Source organism: Marinomonas sp. 63XJN7_9_ISO-PGPR-S23-217 (genome assembly GCF_056173515.1).
Genome location: NZ_CM149678.1, coordinates 2,740,509 through 2,763,017, shown reverse-complemented (window position 1 = coordinate 2,763,017; position 22,509 = coordinate 2,740,509). Strand labels below are relative to the sequence as shown.

Here is a 22,509-nt window from a genome sequence, read left to right as displayed (position 1 = left end):
CATGAGCTGGACCGAAGAAGAAGATAAAAAGAACCAACAAAATTTAACGAATCAACAAGGCGAATTGTTTGAAGAAGACAATGCTGGGCAAAATCGCAATAGCGATAAAGAAAGCGATAACAGCAAATCATCTGAGACGAAGCTGGATGATAATCAACAGCTCTGGCGCTTATTAGAGAAAACACTAAGTGATAATGTGATTGAAAAAAGACGTGCTCGTCGTTGGAAAATTTTTTTCCGTTTTACCAGTTTAATTATTTTATTGTGCATAATGGGTTTATGGTTTGGTCGCTCCGCCTTAGATACCAATGTGACTGGGCAAAATACGGTGGCCATCATTCCAATGGATGGGGTTATTGGTAGTGGTGCAGACATCGATGGAAATGAATACGTGGATATTTTAGATGATGTCTATAAAAATCCCAATCTAAAAGGCGTGGTCATCGACATGAACAGTCCTGGTGGCAGCCCTGTCCAGGCTGGTATTATTTACGATGCTATTCGTCAAAAAGAAAAATTGTATCCATCTATTCCTATTATTGTGGTGGTAGAGGATATGGCTGCATCTGGGGGCTACTATATCGCCTCAGCAGCTAATAAAATTTATGCCAATAGAGCAAGTTTGGTGGGTTCCATCGGCGTGATCTCTTCTGGCTTTGATTTAAGTGGCTTAATCAAAAAATTTGGAGTTGAACGTAGAACTTTTACAGCGGGTCGCAATAAGGACTTCCTAGATCCTTTTGTCCCTATGACCAAAGAAGGTAAGGAAAAATGGCAGGCGATCTTGGATGAAACCCATCAGCAATTTATTGATGCTGTAAAAGCGGGACGGGGTGATCGATTAAAAATCACAAACGATGTCTTTTCGGGAATGGTGTTTACCGGCCAGCAAGCGCAAAAAATAGGCTTGATTGACGGCCTAGCGAGTCTTAATGATGTATTAAACTCACAATTCCCTAACGACAAACAAGTGATCTATGGGCCTAAGCAAGATCCGTTAGATGAGTTTGCCAAAAAATTTGGCGTTGAGTTTGCTGCAAAGTTACTTAGTAACGCTAAGCTAAACTAAAGACCACTTGTCGACACCTACCTTTTAAAAGCCCCTTCTTGGGGTTTTTTATTGCCCTTGCTTTGTAGTGTGTAATAAAGGAGAGAAGTAAATGCTATTCTTTATTCGTAAAAAAGATAATATAATGACGGAATTGATCATTTGTTGTAAAACGTCCATATAATTTATTTCATCAGAAGAGATAGGAGGTGGGGATGGCTCGTAAGGCAAATATTGCTCGGGAAGAGATTCATCAAGCTTGCTGGGAACTGCTCGAAAAAAACCAATTTCCCAATATACCTCGCATCGCAGATTACTTCCTTGATAAAGATGGTCGTAAATGCTCGAACACAACCTTAATGAATGCGATTTCTGAGTGGGAGGAGCTGTATAAAGAGCACCAACAGCATCAGCTTAAAGAGTTAGGCTCTAGTCTAGCGCCTTCTTTTAACCGATTTTCTCGCGATGTTACGCAGATATTAGGCCGACTGCTTGATGAAAAAATGCTCGATGCTGAAGCTCAATATGCCTTAAAGCTCTCGGCTACAGAAGGACAATATTCCTCGTTAAGTTTGGCGTTGTGTGAGTTGCAAGACGCCTACGACGCAGTTTTAGAAGAGCGAGAGTCATTGAAGGTTATGAATACGCAGTTAAATGAACATCTTAAGCTTACTCAACAGCGCTATGATGATGTTTATTCTCATCATCAAGTGATTAACAATCAGCTAACGCGAGAACGCTCAGAAAAAGAAGCATTGCGTCTAAACCTTGATCAGCATGAGGTTGATTTAGCGAAGCAGGATCATTTGATTTCAAGCCTTAAAGAAGAGAATTCAACGCTTAAACAGCAAGTCAAATCCTTACAAGAAGAGCAAAGAGCGGTGGATAAACAGCATCGACAAGCAGTAGACCAAACACTCCAAGAGATTGCTCGAACCATGAAGCAGATCCAAGGCAAAGATAGAGACAATAAGTAATAAAGGCTATAATGCGGCTTTTTATTTACCCATTAAAAGTGGTCATCAGATGATAGTGAAGAAGATAGTATGAGCAATAGACAGTCCGCCATTCGCGATCTAAGTAGTATTAAAGATTTTATTCGCTGGACTTATAGCCGATTTGAACATAGTGATCTTTTTTATGGTCATGGTACGGATAATGCTTGGGATGAAGCGCTCCATTTGGTTATGGGGGTGTTAAAGCTTCCTCTCGATTTTCATCGCGATATGTTGGATTGCGCTCTGACTTATGATGAAAAAAAACGCATTCTTAAATTAGTTGAAAGGCGTATTAAGCAACGTGAGCCTTTGCCATATTTATTAGGTACGGCTTGGTTTATGGGATTACCTTTCAAAGTTAGTAAAGATACATTGATTCCTCGTTCCCCCATTGTCTCATTGCTTGAGAAGGAATTTTCACCTTGGCTTACGCAATACCCTCTGAATATTTTAGATATGTGCACCGGGTCTGGGTGCTTGGGGATTGCTGCGGCTTTAGTATTTGAGGATGCACAAGTCGATATCAGTGATATTAGTGAAAAGGCTTTGGCGGTTGCTCAAGAAAATATTGAGTTTCATCAGGTAGAAGACAGAGTAACTGCGATCCACTCGGATATGTTTAAAAGCCTTCATGGCAAAAAATATGACCTGATTATTTGTAACCCTCCTTATGTGGATGCCGAGGATTTTAATTGTGCACCGGCAGAGTTTCATAACGAGCCCGAGCTTGCCCTTACGTCTGGTGATGACGGATTAACATTTACCCATGCGTTTTTGTCGCAAGCCGCGCATTATTTACATGATAACGGTATATTGGTATACGAAGTGGGTAATACTGAAGTCGCTTTGCAGGCTGCTTACCCTGACGTTCCCTTTTTGTGGGTGGAATTAGAGCGGGGCGGCAATGGGGTCTTTGTATTAACCAAAGAACAACTTAACACATTACTACGCGAGCAAAAGTAACATTATGTCTGGCAATACATTTGGAACCCTTTTTAAAGTCACCACCTTTGGTGAGAGTCATGGCCTAGCACTAGGTGCTATCGTTGATGGTTGCCCACCAGGCATTGAAATCTGCGAAGCTGATTTACAGCAAGATTTAGATCGTCGTAAACCGGGAACCTCCAAGCACACAACCCAGCGTCGAGAAGCTGATGAAGTGAAGATTCTATCAGGTGTCTTTGAAGGCAAGACAACTGGTACACCGATTGGTCTATTAATTGAGAATACAGATCAGCGTTCTCGTGATTACGGTAATATCCAAGATACATTCCGTCCAGCGCATGCCGATTATACCTACGATCAGAAATATGGCTTTCGTGATTATCGAGGTGGTGGTCGGTCTTCTGCGCGTGAAACGGCCATGCGAGTAGCGGCAGGCGCCATTGCGAAAAAATACCTGAAACAACAGTTTGGCATTGAAATTCAAGGTTTTCTCTCTCAACTTGGCCCAATCAAGCTAGAGGTAAAAGATTTAACTCAGGTCTATGACAATAGCTTTTTTAGCCCAGATCCTGATGCGGTCTCAGCTCTTGAAGACTATATGACAGCTTTACGTCGCGAGGGCGACTCTGTTGGGGCAAAAATTACCGTCATCGCCAAGAACCTTATGCCAGGTCTAGGGGCGCCGGTCTTTGATCGTTTAGATGCTGATATTGCGAAAGCCATGATGAGCATTAACGCAGTGAAAGGGGTGGAAATAGGCGATGGTTTTAGTGTTATTGAACAAAAAGGGAGTGAGCATCGTGATGAAATGACACCAGAAGGATTTTTGTCAAATCACGCTGGCGGCATATTAGGCGGCATTTCTTCTGGACAGGATATTATTGTTCACATGGCATTAAAGCCTACTTCCAGTATTACGATCCCCGGAAAAAGCATTAATCGCGTAGGGGAAGCCATTGACGTGATTACTAAAGGCCGGCACGACCCTTGTGTTGGCATTCGCGCCACTCCCATTGCGGAAGCCATGCTGGCACTGACGATAATGGATCACTTATTAAGGCATCGTGCACAAAATATGGATGTTGAATGTCCGACTCCGATTATTAAAGCCCAAGTTTAGTATCCGATAAGTTGCTTACTGTAAAATAAAAACCGTGATTGTTTCAAAGAGGGACATCACGGTTTTTTTATATATCGCTCTTTTGTTTGTTGCTTACGACGCCTTAATTAGAGTAATAAATTAAATAAATTTGGTACCTTTATTATGAATAATACCGTTATTCGCATCATCGTTGCCTCCAAAAACCCTGTCAAAATAAGTGCGGCTTATCAAGCTTTTAACAAAGCGTTTCCAGATCACACTATTCACTGTGAAGAAATGTCAGCACCATCAGGTGTAGCAGATCAACCCATGACAGAGGCCGAAACGCGTTTAGGTTCAGAAAATCGTGCACAATTTTGCTATCAACGGAAAAGTCACCAACAAGACGCCAATGTCATGGACGAAAATACTGTGGATTATTTTGTGGCAATGGAGGGCGGTGTTGATCAATTCGAGGAGGGCGCAGCCACCTTCGCTTACGTGACCATCTTAGCTAAAACGGGAAAAATGGTGACTAATCGCTCTGCTAGTTTGCCGCTACCACATTCAATTTACACTCGATTGGTGTCTGGTGAAGAGCTTGGTGATGTGATGGACGACCTATTTGGCACCGTTAACATCAAGCAAAAAGGTGGTGCAATCGGCTTATTTACCAACGAAGCGGAAAGCCGCGAAAGTATTTATACTCAGGCTTTGATTCTTTGCCTTGCACCTTTTATCCACCCAGAACACTTCTAGGGATGTTAACCGATTTAATCAAAGGAGATTGAACTCATGTATCAATGGATCATTTTTGATGCCGATGACACCTTGTTTCATTTTGATAATTTTACTGGCCTAGTGCATATGATGGCAAAATATGGGGTGGAATTTAGCGAACTGGATTTTAAAGACTATCAAAGCATCAATAAGCCACTTTGGGTGGAATACCAAAACCAGAGCATCACAGCCGAGCAATTGCAAACGAGACGCTTTCAAACATGGGCTGATAAATTGTCTGTGTCAGCACAACAGTTAAACCATGATTTTTTAGAGTCCATGGCTGAGATTTGCCAAGCACTACCAGGTGCCAAAGAGCTAGTTGACTATCTGCAAAGCCAGAAGGTGAATATGGCTATTATCACCAATGGCTTTACCCAGCTCCAGCAAACCCGTTTAGAAAGAACTGGCTTTCATCAGTATTTTTCTCCCGTTGTTATTTCCGAACAGATTGGTATCGCCAAACCAAACCGTTTGATTTTTGACCACACGTTAACCCTTATGGATAATCCTGATCGCTCCAAAGTGTTAATGGTTGGCGATACTTTAGCATCAGACATACAGGGAGGCATCAACGCCGAACTGGATACCTGCTGGATCAACCATCATAATGAAACACATCCAGAACATATCAAACCAACTTACCAGGCTAGTTCTTTAGTTGAACTCAAGAACATATTAGAGAGTGTGCTCTAGAAGATGGCTTATATATAAGGATGTAATGCACTAACAATGGAAATTCCGACAGAAGAAGAACTCTTATTATTAGATGAAAAACTAGCGAATATAGATCTTGATGTAGCTGTAAGCATGGGCTATGTCAGAAAGGCACAAGGATGGAGCTTTTCCACCCTAAGCGGACGTTTCGCTGGTGTTAATACACAGTTATTACAACGTTATATGCAGCAAGGATATGCTTGTGTAAGACCTATTCACTTCATCGCAGCTTACTCGTGGGTCACTATGGTACCGATGACTAGCTTTTATAAAGGTCTAAAGATTCGAGAGTCCTATAGAGGTATGGATGAGACGGGGGTTGAAGCCCTTATTTGCATAGCCAATATGCCCCATGATTTATTTAGCTTAGCGCTTCAATGTATACACTGCTTTCTAGACGAGTTTGGAAAAAAGCAAGTGGATACTCTCAAGAAGCGTTTAGAGTATGAATATGGTGTTTTTAATGAGGCTTTGTATCAATTTTGTTCTGCTCCTCCCATCATAGATATCGATAAATTTGCAGCAAGCTATTACCGCTCAATAGCACTAACGGTAACAGAGTTTCGCAAGAGGCATCAGTTATCTCCCATGACTATGGCTAGGGTTCTAGGGTTGTCCGAGTATAAATATAGAATTCTAGAGGATCCTGATAACCCTCAACCTTTCTCTATGGCAATTGGCTTGAGAGTAAAATTGGGGTTTAAGCTGAATGGTCATGTTCAATTTACTCATTGCATGAAAGATTATCCGGAGTTTCACGAATATAGAAAGCTACAACACATAAGAGATTCTCTGCTGATAGAGTCACTAAGGTACATTTTTGAACAACAGAAACCTTATGTTATCGGGGTTATAAAAGGGTTATCAGCAGTACATTCTCAAAGAAAAAAATAAGGGTAATAAAAATAATTTTTTACCCTTATTTTTATTTGCAACAAAATCTGATTAGATCAACAATTACCTTACACTAAATTGTCAAAGATAGCTTTAGTTGAAACAAAGCTTTGTGCAAGCGTAATCATGGCCTGAGCTGTTTTTTCAGGATGCTGAAGATGTACCAAGTGGTCTGCATTTTTTATCACTAAAAAGTATGCATTATTTAAACTTTTGAAAAAGTTGTATGCAGCCTCTTTTGTTACATATGGGTCATATTCGCCAACGCAAACTAAGCAGGGTGGTATCACTGCTAAATGGGATGGTTTATGCACCATTAGTCTAATTGAATTTTCAATGAAAGAGTTAATACGGTCACTATCATATTTTTGAAGAGCTGATATAGCAGAGCGTTTTATGGCTTTGTTCCGTGGAATGCTTGGTATATCTGAGGTAAGGGAGTTTACAAAAGTATGTGCGAAACCTTTTTTATCTTTTACGGCATCTGCAATCATGTTCAGTGTTGCAGTTCGTCCGCTCTCAGGTATGCCTGGTACGCCTCCTACGATTGATAAACTTTGTACGTTATCCCAAATGTGGCATAACTCTACGGATAGTGCGGTCGCATATGAAAATGCAAATATATGTGATTTTTTTATATTTAAATATTTGATGATATCAAGAAGACTTTTTGCTTGCTCATGGATGCTGATACTAGAATGAATAGGTGGTGTTTTTCCTGTCCCAGGAGCTTCAATAACAATTGTATTGACTGTTTTAGAAAAATACTGTGCAAAGGTTTGTACGGATTCGATTTCTTGAAGTGCACCCAGTAGTAATATCCCGTATTCATCTGTGGTTGTATTTTCATGGATAGTGTATCGGTAATGGTTGTTATTTATGTTTAAGCTGATAATTTTCATTTTATGATCCTATTTCTAATTTGAATAGAATAAAAATATTAATAAATACAACATTTTATATCTCTACATTTATCCAATAAAAAATCAACATGGTTGTTATTTATGTTTAAGCTGATAATTTTCATTTTATGATCCTATTTCTGATTTGAATAGAATAAAAATATTAATAAATACAACATTTTATATCTCTACATTTATCCAATAAAAAATCAACAAGGAAGTCATATGGAACATTTAACCGAGTTACTAAAGGATTTAGAGTTACTCACTTTTCGTGATATTTCAACCATTCCTGAAGAGCAGCAGCATGATGTAGCTGAGCAGATTGAGCGTCTTCAAGACTCATTACAATCAATCATTAGTCACTATGTTGAGACAAGCACAACAATAAGCCAAAGTGACCAAGTTTAATCATTATTATAACTAAGTGCGTTTACCAATTTAGGTTGGCTATCTATAAGTATCAAATCGGATTTAAACATCAATTTAGGGCGCATATCTCATCTCACTATTTCCGATAATAACATTTATCGGAAATATCAAAATAATAAAAATAAGCCTTTTTGGGCTTGGTTTTAATTTATCTTTATTAAATTCAATGACTTATTCCGTGTTGTTGATTTTTTAAGGCGCGCTCTAATTTCATTAGTGTTATAAATAAATATCGCTGTCACTTTGCCGATCAATGTAGTTGCCCTGTCCATAATCACAGCCAAGTGATTTTAGACAGTCGTAATCTGTGTTTGTTTCGATGCCTGTTGCGACGACTTGAATGTCTAGTGCATGAGCCATGGCGCATAAAGCCTTGATGCTTTGTTTAGTAACGTCGCTATCATAAGCATTTTGTACCAATGACTCAGCTAAAGTGATGCGTGATATTTGGCATTCAAGTAATGGCTGTATAGATAAGTTTTGTCCTGTGACATGGCTCATTACCAATGATGACCCATAACTGTCGAGTAACTTGAACGATTGCCTAGCTGGACTATTTGATAAACTTGAACTAACGGTTTCAGCTGGCACCTCAAATAATAATTGCTGCATTGCTATTGGGTGCTTTTCAACGAGAGGCAGTAATATGGATGCTAGCAGATCCGGTTGGGATAGGCTTACCTGCGAAATGGGCATGCTTATTCGCCTGGGCTTGCTCTCCCGCAAAGATGAGAATGATTCTATTTCTTTTTCTATCGCATTAATCGCTTTACGAATCAGCTTAACTTCCAAGCAAATAATATTACCGGTCGATTCTGCAATACTTAATAACTCTTGAGCAGAAATTCGCCCAAGTTGAGGATGCTGCCAGCTATAAACCCCCTGCTCTTTTGTTTTAATGCCTGTTTTTAAGTCTTCTAATAAGGTTATTTCTAAAGAAAATTCGTCCCTTTCCAGTGCTAATTTTAGTTCTTGGCATAAAAAATCATGACGTTTGTTGTCCACGGCGATTTCTAGACTATAGAAGCGATATCTGTTTTTACCTGCTTTTTTCGCTTTATACATCGCATGATCTGCTTTTTGCTGTATGTCTTGTAAGTTGACGCGCTTTGCCGAAGTAAAAACAATGCCAATACTGGTGGTGACATGAGAAATTCGATGGTTAATGACAAAGGGCTTTTCAAAACTTTGGATAATTTTTTCTGCGATTTTTTCGGCAACAGGCTGATCTTTAATAGGAGCCGATATCACGACAAACTCATCGCCCCCTAAACGACAGATTAAATCTCGCTGACGAAGCGTATTTTTTAAACGTTCAGATACTTGGGCAAGCAGTAAGTCCCCATAACCATGGCCATAACTGTCATTGACTTGTTTAAAGCCATCCAAATCCAGCAAAAAGAAGGCAAATTTTTCGTTATTTTGGCGACATTCAATCGCAATACGCTCGAACTCACTGGTCAGATGTTGACGATTTGATAGACCTGTCAATTTATCAAAGTTAGCCTGTTGCCAATATTTGTCTTGATTCAATTTGTATTCAGTAACGTCGTGAGAAATGCCAATGACTCCAATAACTTCATCCTTTGAATTTTTTAACGGAAGTTTAGTTGATAGGTTCCATGTATCGTGACCATCATGCCACATTTCGTGATGAAGTTTGTTATAGACGCCCTTTTGCGTTCTGATAATGTTTATTTCTTCTTGTCTTGTGATACTCGCGTGCTCACTGGAGTAAAAGTCTGCGTCTGATTTGCCTATTACTTTGCTGGCATCTTTAACGCCATAACGCTTGGCTAAGCTTGGGTTGATTAGAATGAATTTGGATTCAAGGTCCTTAAGGTAAACCTGGTCGGGGATGGAGTTGATCAGTGATAAAAGCAGGTTATGTTCTTCTCTAACCTCGTTCAGTAAGGCATATTCTTTAGAAACATCTTCCCATAACTCAACCAATACATGGTCACCATCGCCAAGCTCCATGGAAAATTCATTAAGGCGTAAAATGGACTGATCATGGAGGCGTAAATAGTCTTTCTGAAATGACGATTGTGTTTTTGATATGGGTTGATCAGTTATAATCGGCTGCAGAGTTTTATGGTATAGGTTTTCTATCTGGGGACGGTTTAATGTGTAAGAGCTGCCTGCGACAATTGACGGTGCTAGCCATTCTTGAAAAAAAAGAGAGTTATAAAAAAATACACGCCCATCTAGACCATAAATTACCATTGCTCTAGGTAACTGTTCTGCTAATGATTGGTAATCTCTTTCTATTAACACAATGCCTTTCCAACCATATAATAAGGATAACTGTATAAATTTAGTCTTCAATGCCTATGGACACAATCCTTAAATACTAAAAAGCCGCCAAAAAGCAAGATTTTGGCGGCTTTTTTATCACTTTTCTCTACTAATTGGTTGGTGAGAGCTTACGATTAATGAATACCAATAACAATCCACTGCAAGATAATATACCCGCCGCGGCAGGAATCCATTCATAACCAAGACCAACGGTAATAACCAGTCCGCCCAAAGCTGCCCCTAAAGCATTACCTAAATTGAAGGCACCAATATTAATGGAAGATGCTAAGCCTGGCGCGTCCTCTGCGACCTTCATAACCTTCATTTGTAATGGCGGCCCAATACCAAAAATAGCGACACCCCATAAAAAAACCATAATTGCAGCAGAAAAAGTAGATTGGACGACAAAGCTAAAAGCCACCAAGAAAATAATCTGAGCCGTTAATACACAAAATAAAGCAAAGTCCGTCGACTTATCGGCTAATTTACCACTGATAAAATTCCCTAAGGTAAAACCAATTCCTGCCAGCATCAGAATAGAAGCAATGGCATTATCAGATGCGTTTGAGAGGGTTCGCAAGATAGGTGAAATGTATGTATATAGTGTGAACATGGACCCTGCACATAATACGGTACAAGCAAAGGCTCGCAGTACGGCGGGTTGCACAATGGCCGTTAATTCTTTTTTTACATTCGGCCTTTCTAACGCTGGCATTTCTGGTAAGAAGCGCAGCATCCCAGAAATGGCTAGAATACCCAGTAAAGCGGTAACCGCAAAAGCGGCTCGCCAATCAAGTGTTTGGCCTAGCCAAGTGGTGAAAGGAACACCAATAATATTTGCGATGGTTAAGCCTAGAAACATAGAAGCGACAGCCGAGCCTTTTTTATTCATGGGCGCTAGGTCCATTGCTACCATGGCGCCAATACCAAAAAAGGCGCCGTGGGAAAGACTTGTCACAATTCGAGAGATCAATAATACATCGTAATTCGGTGCTAAAGCAGAAAATGCGTTGCCGATAATAAATAATCCCATTAGGGCGATTAGGGATTTTTTACGGCCAAATCGACTTAAATATAAAGTCACGATTGGTGCACCAAACATGACGCCGACCGCATAAGCACTAATCAATAGTCCGGCGCTAGGAATAGAGACATTCACACCATCAGCGATGACGGGTAGAAGCCCCATGGGCATAAACTCAGTTGTACCGATGCCAAAAGCACCTAACGCTAAGGCAAATATGCCCCATTGATAAGCTCGCATAGAAGCTCCCTATCTGCATACAATTAAATAAAAAAGGAAACCAAACCGAAGTTTGATTTCCTTTACGATAAGATCAAATACCGTTCTTTAGACTTAAGCCATCACACTATTTGGGTGGTGTACCACAACAATGAGGAACATGACGAATATTATCCCTTACATTCTGTTCGACTTGGCGTAAGGTATTCAATCTCCAACGGTTTATCCAGCCATTATTAAGCATAATTTGTGAGGCTCGCATGGCTTCTAAAAGCGTGTTTAGATCCACCCATTTTACATCATAATGGATCTGAATTTTTTGTTTTTTCACTAAAATACGTAAAAACTGAATACCGTCCGCCTCTTGCCATGTTTGAAAGAATGACTTTGCTTGTTCCATTTGCATGGAGTGAGTGCAAATGGTGGCTTTAACAATGCTCGCCTGATCAAACGTTTTCATGTTCCACTCACCTGCTTCATTTTTTCTTTTTGTTCGGTGTTATCCAGAACCACCATATAATAAATACAATCAACATCATCCCGATGGCATTTACCAAATAAGTCATGAATTTTCTCCTTTTGAGTGGTCAGCTATTTTTAACTGTCGAAGTCGATTCGCATTTAACACAACGGTGATGGACGATAACGACATGGCTGCCCCAGCAACCAATGGATTCAGTAACCAGCCTGTCAATGGAAACAACACCCCAGCCGCTAAAGGAATGCCTAAGCTGTTGTAAGCAAAAGCCCCCCATAGGTTTTGCTTAATATTGGTTAACGTCGCTTTACTGACTTGGATAACGTCGGCCACATTGATTAAATCACTGCGAATAAGAGTGATGTCCGCACTTTGCATAGCGACATCCGTTCCCGCTCCCATTGCAAAACCCACATTAGCTTGCGTCAATGCCGGGGCGTCATTGATACCATCGCCAATCATGCCAACAATGTCCCCTTGATTTTGTAAAAGGCGAACCCTGTCTAATTTATCTTCTGGCATCAATTCACTATGATACTCATCAATTCCCAACTCGGTGGCAACAAATTCAGCGCTGTTTTGGTTATCCCCCGTTAGCATGACAACTTTCAGCCCCATATCATGCAGCATATTAATGGCTTTTTTCGATGAGGATTTGATGGGGTCTTGCAGATAAAAAATAGCCAATAATTGATTGTCACGAGATAAATATACTTTTGTTGCAGCATTGTATTGATGAGTGCGCTCATTATTTGTTGTCTGTTCAATCACTACACCTTGCTTCTCCATTAGACGCTGATTACCAAGGTAGTAGCGCTCATGATTGACTATGCCTTGCAGCCCCAATCCACTGAGTGACTGAAAGTCTGATGTTTCTAGTGAAGTCGCTTCTGTGATTGAGTCAGCATACTCCAGCAAGGCATTCGCCAAGGGGTGATTTGCCCCCTTCTCCAGTGAGGCAATCAATTGAGCCGCTTCTGTTTCAGTTGTGCTGTTAAAATATTCAGCCTTAACGACCGCAGGCTTGCCTTCAGTAATGGTGCCCGTTTTATCTAGCACGATAGTGGTTAATTGGCTGGCTGTTTGCAGAGCATCACCATTACGGATGAGCCCACCAAACTGTGCCGCTTTACCAACGCCAATCATGGTAGAGATGGGTGTCGCTAGTCCCAAGGCGCAAGGACAGGCAATGATAAGTACGCTAATGGCCGCAATAAGCATATGAATAATGACAGGGTCGGGTCCGAAATTAAACCAAACTAATGCCGCGAATACCGAGATAATCATCACACTAGGAACGAAAATAGCGGACACTTTATCGGCCAGTTGGCTAATGGGAGGCTTAGAGTTTTGGGCTTGACTCACCATATCGATAATTTTTGCCAACATGGTTTGCGCGCCCACTTCGGTTGCTTGGTAGCTAAAAGTCCCATTGCCATTCAGTGTACCCGCTGAGATTGTATCCCCTGTTTGTTTTTCGATGGGTATTGGCTCACCTGTGAGCATGGATTCATCGACACTGGATGAGCCACTGGTTACAACTCCATCAACTGGCATAGTGTCACCAGAACGAACCCGAATGATGTCCCCCACCACTATGTCACTAACGGGAAGGCTTTGTTCTTCTTTGTTGCGAATCACATTAGCCATTTTAGGACGAAGATCCAGTAGATGACGAAGAGCCGCACTGGTCTTACCTCGCGCTTTTACTTCAAAGGCTTGCCCTAAGTTAATTAACCCTAAAATCATAACACTTGACTCAAAATACAAGTGTCGTGAAGTGACAGGGAAAATATCAGGTACGATAACCACTAAGAAGGAGTATAGCCAGGAACTGACGGTTCCTAATGTGATTAAGGTATCCATATTGGATTGACGATGTAAAAAGGCTTTAAACGCACTACGGTAATAATGACGCCCAGCAATAATCATAACTAGCAATGTGAGCGCGCTCACCAAAAACCAACTTAACTGTTGCGATGTGGTTGTTACTGTCATATTGCCGCCAAGCCAGCCATAAAGCATCAATGGGATACCAAGCGCTAAACTAATAATGGAAGCATTACGTTTGCTCTTATATTCTTGCTGCTCTTGTTTCTCTCTTTCCTCAGCGGCTTGATCTGGATCGTTAATAACACTTGCGCCATATCCCACAGCGGAAATGGCTTCAATGATGGTGTCTGCAGATATGGACGCAGACACCTGTGCTGTACGACTGGCAAAATTCACTTCTGCTTTGGTAACACCGTCTAGATTATTCAATGTTTTTTGGATGGTATTCACGCAGGCAGCACAAGTAATCCCCGTTAGGGAAAATTGTTTTTGATGTGCTGAGCCATCGAGGGGGTGTGTACTCCCTTTGCTGTCAGCACCTTCATGTCCATTAGGTTCGTTTGCCAAGTCTTTTTGTTTTTGTCGGTTTGCTCCTTGGAGATCACTATTTTGCTTAGTCTCGCGGCCGTGAGAGCTTTGCTGCTCTTCGGCTTGATAGTCTCCAAGATAGGTGAAGCCGACTTCTTCAATCCATTGCTGAATGTCTTTTTTGCTTTTTGTCGTGGTCACCATTAGGTGATTTTGGGCGGGATTGCCTTCTACTTCGGCATCGCCTTCTTCTTGCTCAATGCGTTTTCTAATTTTACTGACGCAGCCCTGGCAGGACATTCCTTCTACGGATAAATTATAATGAGCACGCTCATTTTTTTTATATTGACCTAATGGTTGATAGCCTGCCTCTTGAACACATGCTTCCACTTGTTTTTGAGTTAAAACAGTTTGCACATCGAGACGATCCTCTACTGGCGTTCCGACCACTTCCGCGTTTTCATCTTCCAATTGAATTTGCTTTCTCACCTTGCTGACGCAGCCTTGGCAAGACATTCCTTCAACGGATAAATCATAGTGAGCAAGCTCACTGTTTTTATATTGACCTAATGGTTGATAGCCTGCCTCTTGAACGCATGCTTCCACTTGTTTTTGAGTTAAAACAGTTTGGACATCGAGACGATCCTCTACTGGCGTTCCGGTCACTTCGGCATTTTCATCTTCCAGTTGAATTTGCTTTCTCACTTTACTGACGCAGCCCTGGCAGGACATTCCGATTACGTTTAATGCCATGTTATTAATAGATGTATTTGAGTTCATCCTATGGCTCCTTTGTGTCTGTTGTTGTGGTGCCATCCTCTTCATGGTTCCAATCCTCAATGAGGCAGCAAATAGAGTGTCCATCAGGGGTGCCGTTGGGCATTTGATCCCATACCGCTAATGCGGCTTCCATGGTGTTTAAATGCGCTTGTAGCTCTGCTATTTTTGCTTTTGTTTCGGGCACTTTTTGCAATAAGAGCTCTCGCACCATAGGGCATGGTGAATCCCCACTGTCGGCATGCTGAAAAATATCGTCTATTTGTTTAAGGCTGAATCCTAGCGTTCTTGCCTGTTGTATAAACTGGATACGCTGTAAAGCAGTCTCATCATAGAGTTGGTAACCATTCTTAGGGTCTCGCTTGGCCACGATTAGACCTTCACGGGTATAGTGTCGTACTGTTTCGCTCGTTACATTGGCTTTTTTCGCCAGTTCACTCACTCGCATTTTTACCTCACTTGAAACAGGTAGCGGAGTTATTTGCTTCTTAATATGGCTTATACTATAAAACCTATGGGTAACACATAGGTCAAATGCTATTTCGTCAAAAACACCATTTGCTTATGAATTGCACATTGGTGAAAGGTTCACAGATAACCGGCTAGCAAGGGGTAAGGGGGGGCTAAAAAAGAAAAAACCGATGTGATGGCATCGGTTTTTTTGAGGCTCACAGCAGAGAGGCTTTTTCTTTTCGAATGGAGCGCGTCAGTTTAATGAAGCTTAAGTTTGGGTTTTACCACTTTGCCTATTTTCTGAGCCGCCATAATAATGGTTGCTTTAAACCAGCCGTGAATAGCAATCAAATGTAAACGATATAAAGACACGTAGACAAAACGGGCAATACGACCTTCAACAAACATGGACCCCCCCATCAAGTTCCCCATCAAGCTGCCAACGGTGCTATAACGGCTTAGGTTGACTAGAGAGCCATAGTCTTTATAAACATACTCTTTTAGCGGCTGGTCTTTGAATGAGGCTTTGATGTTGGCAAAGACAATCGAGGCCATTTGGTGGGCTGACTGAGCCCGTGGAGGCACAAAGGAGCCATTTGCTTGCTTGCACGCACAGCAATCGCCAATCACGTAGACGTTTTCAAAGTTCGCGGTTTGCAAATTGCCTTTTACTAATATTTGGTTATTGCGTGTAGTTTCAAAGCCTTCGATGTCTTTGACAAACTCGGGAGCTTTTACGCCAGCCGCCCAAATCATTAGGTCTGCCTCAATGAGTGTGCCATCAGCTGTTTCAAAACCATGTTTTTCAGCACGAACAACCCTTGTCCCTTGACTAATGGTGACGCCCAGACGAGTTAAGGCTGAATGGGCTTTCACGGTAATACGATCGGGTAACGCAGGGAGAATACGTTCCCCTGCTTCTATTAATTGGACATTAAGACGTTTCCCCGACATATCACGCATACCATAGGCTTTAAGAAGGTCTGCGACATGGAAGAGTTCAGCAGACAATTCAACACCTGTTGCGCCCCCACCTACAATGGCCAACTTCAGTTTGTCCTCTTTATCACCTTGGTTTAGGCGCAAAAAGTGTGTAAGAAGGGCTTGTTGGAATCGCTCCGCTTGCTTGTGCGAGTCAAGGAAGTAACAATGCTCTTTTACCCCTGGTGTGCCAAAGTCATTACTGATACTACCAACAGCCATCACTAAAATGTCATAGCCAATAGTACGTTCAGGCAAAATCACATGTCCTTTATCATCACTGATGGCGTCAAGCGTTATACTTTGTTCTTTAGGGTCGACATGAGAAACCGTTCCCAACTTGAATTGATAATGATGTTTGGCGGCATGAGCTCGATAATTAACACCGTCGCTATTAATATCAATGGACCCCGTTGCGACTTCATGCAGCAGAGGCTTCCAGATATGGATTTGGCTGCGGTCAATTAGTGTAATATTGAAGTCTTTCTTTTTGCCGTATGCATGGCCAAGCTGAGTAACAAGCTCTAGGCCACCGGCGCCACCGCCGACAACAACAATTTCTTTCATTTCGATCCCCCTATAAATGAATAATCAGGAAAACATTCATAAAATGCTTTCCTGATGACTCAACACAATACTCAGCAAGCGACCTATATTAGCTCGACTATTCTATTGTGCTTTTCCGATAACATAGAATCTGAGCAGTGCTTTTATTCGGTCTTGATTCTTTGAGTTAATAATTTGTCCAGTGTATTGGCAAATGCCATACGATCTTGCTGACTAAATGTTGAAGGACCATCGGATTGAATACCAGAAGAACGCATTTGTTCCATAAAATCACGCATCGCTAGGCGCTGTTTAATGTTCTCTTTACTGTATAACTCACCACGAGGATTAATGGCCAACGCCCCTTTAGCAATAACTTCCGAAGCAAGTGGAATATCAGCGGTCACAACAAGGTCCAGGTTTTCAACTTGTTCAACAATATAATTATCAGCCACATCAAAACCTGAACTGACTACCCTTCGTTCAATCCATTTTGATGGTGGAATGGAGATGGCTTGATTAGCCACTAAAATACAGGGAATATTGACTCTTTCTGCGGCTCTAAAAAGAATGGTTTTAATGACATTGGGGCAGGCGTCTGCGTCGACCCATATTCGCATAATAGAAAGTTCCTCTGAATGAGCTTCTATTATTAATCAGGTTAATGATGAAATCCAGCAACGATTATGAACATACAGATCACAAATAGTGATCTGTATGCAGTTTCATCATTTTGTGATGTTTTTTTAATAAATGCATCACATATTTGGATAATTTGGTCCACCAGAACCTTCTGGTGTGACCCAACGAATATTCTGTGATGGATCTTTAATATCACAGGTTTTGCAATGTATGCAGTTCTGAGCATTAATCTGAAAAATCGATTCCTCACCTTGTTGAACCACTTCGTAAACCCCAGCAGGACAATATCGCTGAGCGGGCTCACTGTATTTCGGTAGGTTCTCTTTAATCGGCACATCGGCATCTTTCAGTTGCAAATGACAAAGCTGATTTTCTTCATGATTTGTGTTGGAGAGAAACACGGAAGACAATTTATCGAAGCTTAATTTGCCATCGGGCTTAGGGTACGAAATGGGCTGGTGTTTGCTGGCTAATTCCGTACAAGCGTAATCCGGTGTCATATCCTTGAAGGTAAAGGGTAAGCTTCCGGAAAAAATACTTTGATCCAACCAGTTGTAGGCACCACCTAAGAAGGTCCCAAATTTATGCATAGCAGGAACGAAGTTGCGCGCTTGCTCTAGTTCTTTACCCAGCCACGACGCTTTAACTTCATCATTATATTGGCTTAACTCTTTTTCTGGCTGTTCTGATTGCAGTGCTTTGAACAATAGCTCAGCGGCAATCATGCCGCTTTTCATGGCGGTATGAGTTCCCTTTATTTTCGCTGGATTCAATGTCCCAGCATCGCAACCGATTAATAAGCCTCCAGGGAAGCTCATGCTTGGTAAAGAGGCCCATCCTCCCTTCACAATGGCTCTAGCACCATAAGCAACACGTTTGGCTCCCTTTAGATGCTTAGCAATCAGTGGATGATGCTTATATCTTTGAAACTCTTCGTATGGACTTAAAAAAGGGTTCTTATAATTCAAATCGACAATTAAACCAACGGACACTTGATTATTCTCAAGATGGTATAAGAAACCGCCACCGCCCGCTTCTTTACCTAATGGCCAGCCCGCTGTATGTACGACTAACCCTGGGGAGCTTTGCTCTGCTGGCACATCCCAAAGCTCTTTTATACCCAAGGCATAGTGCTGAGGCGCTTTCCCCTTATCAAGCTGATAGCGTTCAATTAATTCTTTACCAAGATGGCCACGGCAGCCTTCCGAGAAAATCGTATATTTGGCTTTTAAAATCATGCCAGGCATGTAGCCAGATTTTTGGGAACCATCGGCAGCAACGCCCATATCACCTGTAATGACGCCTTCGACGTTGCCTTCTTCATCATAAGATAGCGCCGCAGCAGAAAACCCTGGGAAGATTTCGACGCCAAGAGATTCTGCTTGTTCCGCTAACCAACGGCAAAGATTGCCTAAGCTAATAACATAATTGCCTTGGTTGTGAAGAGTTTTAGGTATCATCCAAGAGCTGAATTTTCTACTGTCAGTTTCTGAACCGAGCCAATACAATTCATCCTGATTAACTTCGCTTAATAAAGGCGCTCCCATTTCTTTCCAATTAGGAAAAAGCTCCGTGAGTGCTTTGGGATCCACTACCGCACCAGATAGAATATGAGCGCCAATTTCAGATCCTTTTTCCACAAGACAAACGCTTATCTCTTGGTTTTTTTCCTGAGCTTGTTGCATTAATCGACAGGCGGTCGTTAAACCTGCTGGACCACCTCCAACGATTACTACATCAAATTCCATCATTTCTCTGTCTGTCATACAGCCTCCTAAAACAGGCAGTCATGCTTTAATAATGTCGCTAGAATAGCAAAACTTACCTTCCGCGACGATGCAAACTTATTGATTCACTGCCTGTTTTTTTCATTATCGAATAAAACTGTCTTCATTTAAGATTTGTACAGACTTTTGTCCATGCTCAATGGTTTTTGCGTAATAACCCGCTCTGGGCAAAATATGATCACAATAAAAGTCAGCAGATTGTTGCCAAGAATTCACTTGTTGATCGCCGAGTGATTCGTCAGTTGTGCTCACTTGCTGGGCTCGAACCTGTAACCATCCACCTATTACATACCCCATCATCATCATGTAAGAATAAGCTAACCCAGTTCCTAGCACAGGGTTATCTTTCATGGCGGATAAGCATTTCTCTGTGGCTTGTTTAGCCACCTCAACTGAGCCTTTTACCTTTGCTGCATTATCATGTTTTTCTGAGTCTAGGTATCCATCTAGTTCGTTTTCCATTTCAGAAAACAATGCCGCCATGGCATGACCATTATCCCCTAATAATTTACGGCCAATTAAGTCGATGGCTTGAATGCCGTTGGTTCCTTCATAAATAGGAAGTATACGAGCATCACGAGCATGCTGAGCAACGCCAGTCTCTTCAATGAAGCCCATACCTCCATGAATTTGAATGGCCAGAGACGTCACTTCTTGAGCTTGTTCAGTAATCCATCCTTTAACAATGGGGGTTAGTAATGCCGTTCGAGCAATGGCAGCTTGTTGCTCTTCACCCTTGCTAATGTTTGACAAATCATTTTCTACCGCAGCAACATAGATCAATGAACGCATGGCATCGATTTGGGATCTCATGGTCATCAACATGCGAAGCACATCTGGATGCTCAATAATGGCTGCTCTGCCTGATCGGTCAGCCTTCATGCCTTGTTTGCGCTCTTTTGCATATTGCAATGCTTGTTGGTATGCACGTTCAGAGATAGCTAACCCTTGTAAGCCTACATCTTGTCGTGCGTTATTCATCATGGTGAACATGGCTTTTAAACCGTCATTTGGCTTACCGACTAAATAACCAATAGCGCCAGTTTTATCGCCGTAGCTCATCACACATGTTGGGGAGGCATGAATACCTAATTTATGTTCAACAGAAACAACGCTAATATCATTGCGTTCTGCAGGGTTTCCCTCTGCATCAAGTAAAAACTTGGGCACAATGAACAAGGAAATGCCTTTCACTCCGGCAGGGGCATCAGGTAGACGAGCAAGAACCAAATGAATGATGTTTTCAGACATTTGATGATCGCCCCAAGTGATAAATATTTTTTGCCCTTTAATGAGATATGTCTCTGCAGCTAAGTCGGCACTATTGGGGAAAGCTTTACAAGAAATGGCAGCGAGATCAGAACCTGCAGAAGGCTCTGTCAAATTCATCGTACCTGCCCACTGCCCAGTGACCATTTTGGGAATATAAGTATCTTTCAGTTCATCACTGGCGTGAGATTGGATGGCTTCAATGGCCCCATGTGCTAACAAAGGACAAAGTGAAAAGGCAAGATTAGCGGCTTGGATACCCTCATTTACCGCTGTGGCAATGGTTGAGGGTAAACCTTGCCCACCATATTTCACATCACTCGATAATGCTCCCCAGCCGCCATCACAGTAGGCTTGGTACATTTCTTTGTAGCCTTTTGGTTCGAACACTTCACCGTTTTCTACTCGTGAGCCTTCTTGATCTCCGCTCCAATTCAAGGGGGCTATTACTTGCTCGGATAGTTTACCCACTTCACTAAGAATGGCTTCGATAAGTTCTTGATCAAGTGGCTCAGCTAAATGAGGGGTTAAACGCTCAAGGCGAGCGACATTGTGCAAACTGAATAAAATATCTTTATAGGGGTATTTGTAATCGCTCATTTTTATTCTCCGTTTTTATGTGAGCACGAATTTCACACTATAGCATCGTCAAAGATACTCTATATCTCAATAACATTTCAGCGCTATATCTCTGACAAATACGTTCATTACTGACTTAATCTCTTTAAATATCAGCAATGCAGACTCTTAGCCATTTTTGTAAATTCCTCACTTTTTCGGTATTCCCCAGGTGTCATCCCTGTCCATTTTTTAAAAGAACGGAAAAACGCGCTTGGCTCATCGAAACCCATTAATGCTGCGACATCATTGATACTTAGCTGAGTCGCATTCATATAGGTAATGGCCGCTTCTTTACGACACTCATCTTTAATATGCTGGTACGAGGTCTGTTCTTCATTAAGTCGGCGGCGTAAGGTTGAGACGCTCATGTTTAGACCGCGAGCCACCTCTTCTGCACTGGGCATCTCCCGTGAAAAATCTTTGCCGAGTATCGCCGTCACTTGTGATTTTAGACTATTATCGTTGTCTACCATGACAAGCAACTGATAAGGTGCGGTTTTTAAAAAGCCTCGTAGGCTATCTTCCGTTTGAACAATTGGCATATCCAAATAACTAGAGGGAAAAACCAGAGCATTAGCATGCTGATTGAACTTTATTTCTGACTGGAATAGGGTCTTGTAATACTCCAAATCATTAGGGCGCTCACAGGTAAAATAGGCGGCTTTTAAGTTCAGGCGTCGACCAATTAACCAACAGAAAAAGTGATGCCACATCGACAGAGTGATACGAAGCTGTTCTTGGGACTCCCCTAATACTAAACTTGTGATATCGGTTTCCGTTGACTCAATTGGAGCAAAAGTAACCATGGCAAAACGCCCTTTTTTGATCAAAATCGGTTTGATTGTTGGACCACGACAAATGTCGTAAAAGTCACTACAACGGTACATTGCGTGGGCCAGCGAGCGAGCATGAATGATGCTCAAACACATCATGCGAAATGCTCCATTGGGCATCTTGCCGCCACTTAGCATACCAAAAGATTCATCTTGAACCAGCCACATGATTTTTTGATACAGCATGCCATATTGGTAGGCGGGGAAGTAATTGTTTTGCTCAATATCAGCTCGAGAAAGGCCTAGAGATTCAAGCAGTTCATCGCAATTTATTCCTTGATTATCGACGGCTTTTAGAAGGTAGCGTACGCTTGACATCGGAACCGATGCTTTCAAATTCATAGACTAATTCCATCAAGTTTTATACTTTCATTGTAAGGCTTATTTTACCTATAAAAAAAGGCTGCAATAGCAGCCTTTTTA

General features: G+C 41.7%; 19 protein-coding genes. 8 read left to right on the top strand and 11 right to left on the bottom strand.

All coding sequences use genetic code 11. From position 1 onward, the window contains the following. Nucleotide 1 precedes the first annotated feature (1 nt). The 7 genes from sppA (at nucleotide 2) to AC0VYI_RS12855 (ending at nucleotide 6,463) form a co-directional block, all read left to right on the top strand. Nucleotides 2-1,069 (top strand): signal peptide peptidase SppA, encoded by a 1,068-nt coding sequence (gene sppA / locus AC0VYI_RS12885; protein ID WP_475443351.1) that lies wholly within the window; start codon nucleotides 2-4, stop codon nucleotides 1,067-1,069. A gap of 194 nt (nucleotides 1,070-1,263) precedes the next feature. After that, complete coding sequence (locus AC0VYI_RS12880; RefSeq protein WP_475443349.1) at nucleotides 1,264-2,025, top strand: hypothetical protein; 762 nt, start codon at nucleotides 1,264-1,266, stop codon at nucleotides 2,023-2,025. A gap of 69 nt (nucleotides 2,026-2,094) precedes the next feature. Next, complete coding sequence (gene prmB / locus AC0VYI_RS12875) at nucleotides 2,095-3,009, top strand: 50S ribosomal protein L3 N(5)-glutamine methyltransferase (protein WP_475443347.1); 915 nt, start codon at nucleotides 2,095-2,097, stop codon at nucleotides 3,007-3,009. A gap of 4 nt (nucleotides 3,010-3,013) precedes the next feature. After that, nucleotides 3,014-4,111 carry a chorismate synthase gene (gene aroC, locus AC0VYI_RS12870; RefSeq protein ID WP_475443345.1) on the top strand — a complete coding sequence of 366 codons (1,098 nt, stop codon included), beginning with the start codon at nucleotides 3,014-3,016 and terminating at the stop codon, nucleotides 4,109-4,111. 144 nt (nucleotides 4,112-4,255) lie between these two features. Then, the gene (yjjX, locus tag AC0VYI_RS12865; RefSeq protein ID WP_475443344.1) at nucleotides 4,256-4,831 is read left to right on the top strand and encodes an inosine/xanthosine triphosphatase; all 576 of its coding nucleotides are present in this window, start codon (nucleotides 4,256-4,258) and stop codon (nucleotides 4,829-4,831) included. Nucleotides 4,832-4,867: 36 nt separating this feature from the next. Next, a complete protein-coding gene (yjjG, locus tag AC0VYI_RS12860; protein WP_475443342.1) occupies nucleotides 4,868-5,548 on the top strand; it encodes a pyrimidine 5'-nucleotidase in 681 nt (226 codons plus the stop codon). Nucleotides 5,549-5,584: 36 nt separating this feature from the next. Then, complete coding sequence (locus AC0VYI_RS12855) at nucleotides 5,585-6,463, top strand: hypothetical protein (protein WP_475443340.1); 879 nt, start codon at nucleotides 5,585-5,587, stop codon at nucleotides 6,461-6,463. A 68-nt stretch (nucleotides 6,464-6,531) separates the two neighbouring features. On the opposite strand, the gene AC0VYI_RS12850 is transcribed toward AC0VYI_RS12855, so the two are convergent. Further along, nucleotides 6,532-7,365 (bottom strand): alpha/beta fold hydrolase, encoded by an 834-nt coding sequence (locus tag AC0VYI_RS12850; RefSeq protein ID WP_475443338.1) that lies wholly within the window; start codon nucleotides 7,363-7,365, stop codon nucleotides 6,532-6,534. A gap of 225 nt (nucleotides 7,366-7,590) precedes the next feature. Here AC0VYI_RS12850 and AC0VYI_RS12845 point away from each other — a divergent pair, with 225 nt between their 5' ends. Next, nucleotides 7,591-7,776, top strand: a complete 186-nt coding sequence (locus AC0VYI_RS12845) for a hypothetical protein (protein ID WP_475443336.1) — start codon at nucleotides 7,591-7,593, stop codon at nucleotides 7,774-7,776. 240 nt (nucleotides 7,777-8,016) lie between these two features. Here AC0VYI_RS12845 and AC0VYI_RS12840 read toward each other — a convergent pair whose 3' ends face one another. The 10 genes from AC0VYI_RS12840 to AC0VYI_RS12795 form a co-directional block, all read right to left on the bottom strand. Then, a complete protein-coding gene (locus tag AC0VYI_RS12840; RefSeq protein WP_475443334.1) occupies nucleotides 8,017-10,074 on the bottom strand; it encodes a diguanylate cyclase domain-containing protein in 2,058 nt (685 codons plus the stop codon). Between the two features lie 130 nt (nucleotides 10,075-10,204). Continuing rightward, a complete protein-coding gene (locus AC0VYI_RS12835; protein ID WP_475443332.1) occupies nucleotides 10,205-11,359 on the bottom strand; it encodes an MFS transporter in 1,155 nt (384 codons plus the stop codon). A 106-nt stretch (nucleotides 11,360-11,465) separates the two neighbouring features. Next, entirely contained in the window at nucleotides 11,466-11,798 is a 333-nt protein-coding gene (locus AC0VYI_RS12830) for a hypothetical protein (protein ID WP_475443330.1), read from the bottom strand. A gap of 102 nt (nucleotides 11,799-11,900) precedes the next feature. Further along, nucleotides 11,901-14,957, bottom strand: coding sequence for a heavy metal translocating P-type ATPase (locus tag AC0VYI_RS12825; RefSeq protein ID WP_475443328.1), 3,057 nt, complete (start codon nucleotides 14,955-14,957; stop codon nucleotides 11,901-11,903). Nucleotide 14,958: 1 nt separating this feature from the next. Continuing rightward, the gene (locus tag AC0VYI_RS12820; protein WP_475443327.1) at nucleotides 14,959-15,402 is read right to left on the bottom strand and encodes a MerR family transcriptional regulator; all 444 of its coding nucleotides are present in this window, start codon (nucleotides 15,400-15,402) and stop codon (nucleotides 14,959-14,961) included. 263 nt (nucleotides 15,403-15,665) lie between these two features. After that, entirely contained in the window at nucleotides 15,666-16,955 is a 1,290-nt protein-coding gene (locus AC0VYI_RS12815; protein ID WP_199478641.1) for an NAD(P)/FAD-dependent oxidoreductase, read from the bottom strand. A 143-nt stretch (nucleotides 16,956-17,098) separates the two neighbouring features. Next, nucleotides 17,099-17,554 carry a YaiI/YqxD family protein gene (locus AC0VYI_RS12810; protein ID WP_199478640.1) on the bottom strand — a complete coding sequence of 152 codons (456 nt, stop codon included), beginning with the start codon at nucleotides 17,552-17,554 and terminating at the stop codon, nucleotides 17,099-17,101. Between the two features lie 138 nt (nucleotides 17,555-17,692). Further along, entirely contained in the window at nucleotides 17,693-19,342 is a 1,650-nt protein-coding gene (locus AC0VYI_RS12805) for an electron transfer flavoprotein-ubiquinone oxidoreductase (RefSeq protein WP_199478639.1), read from the bottom strand. Nucleotides 19,343-19,447: 105 nt separating this feature from the next. Beyond that, nucleotides 19,448-21,232 carry an acyl-CoA dehydrogenase gene (locus tag AC0VYI_RS12800; protein WP_475443324.1) on the bottom strand — a complete coding sequence of 595 codons (1,785 nt, stop codon included), beginning with the start codon at nucleotides 21,230-21,232 and terminating at the stop codon, nucleotides 19,448-19,450. 131 nt (nucleotides 21,233-21,363) lie between these two features. Continuing rightward, a complete protein-coding gene (locus tag AC0VYI_RS12795) occupies nucleotides 21,364-22,428 on the bottom strand; it encodes an AraC family transcriptional regulator (protein ID WP_475443322.1) in 1,065 nt (354 codons plus the stop codon). Between the last annotated feature and the right edge of the window lie 81 nt (nucleotides 22,429-22,509).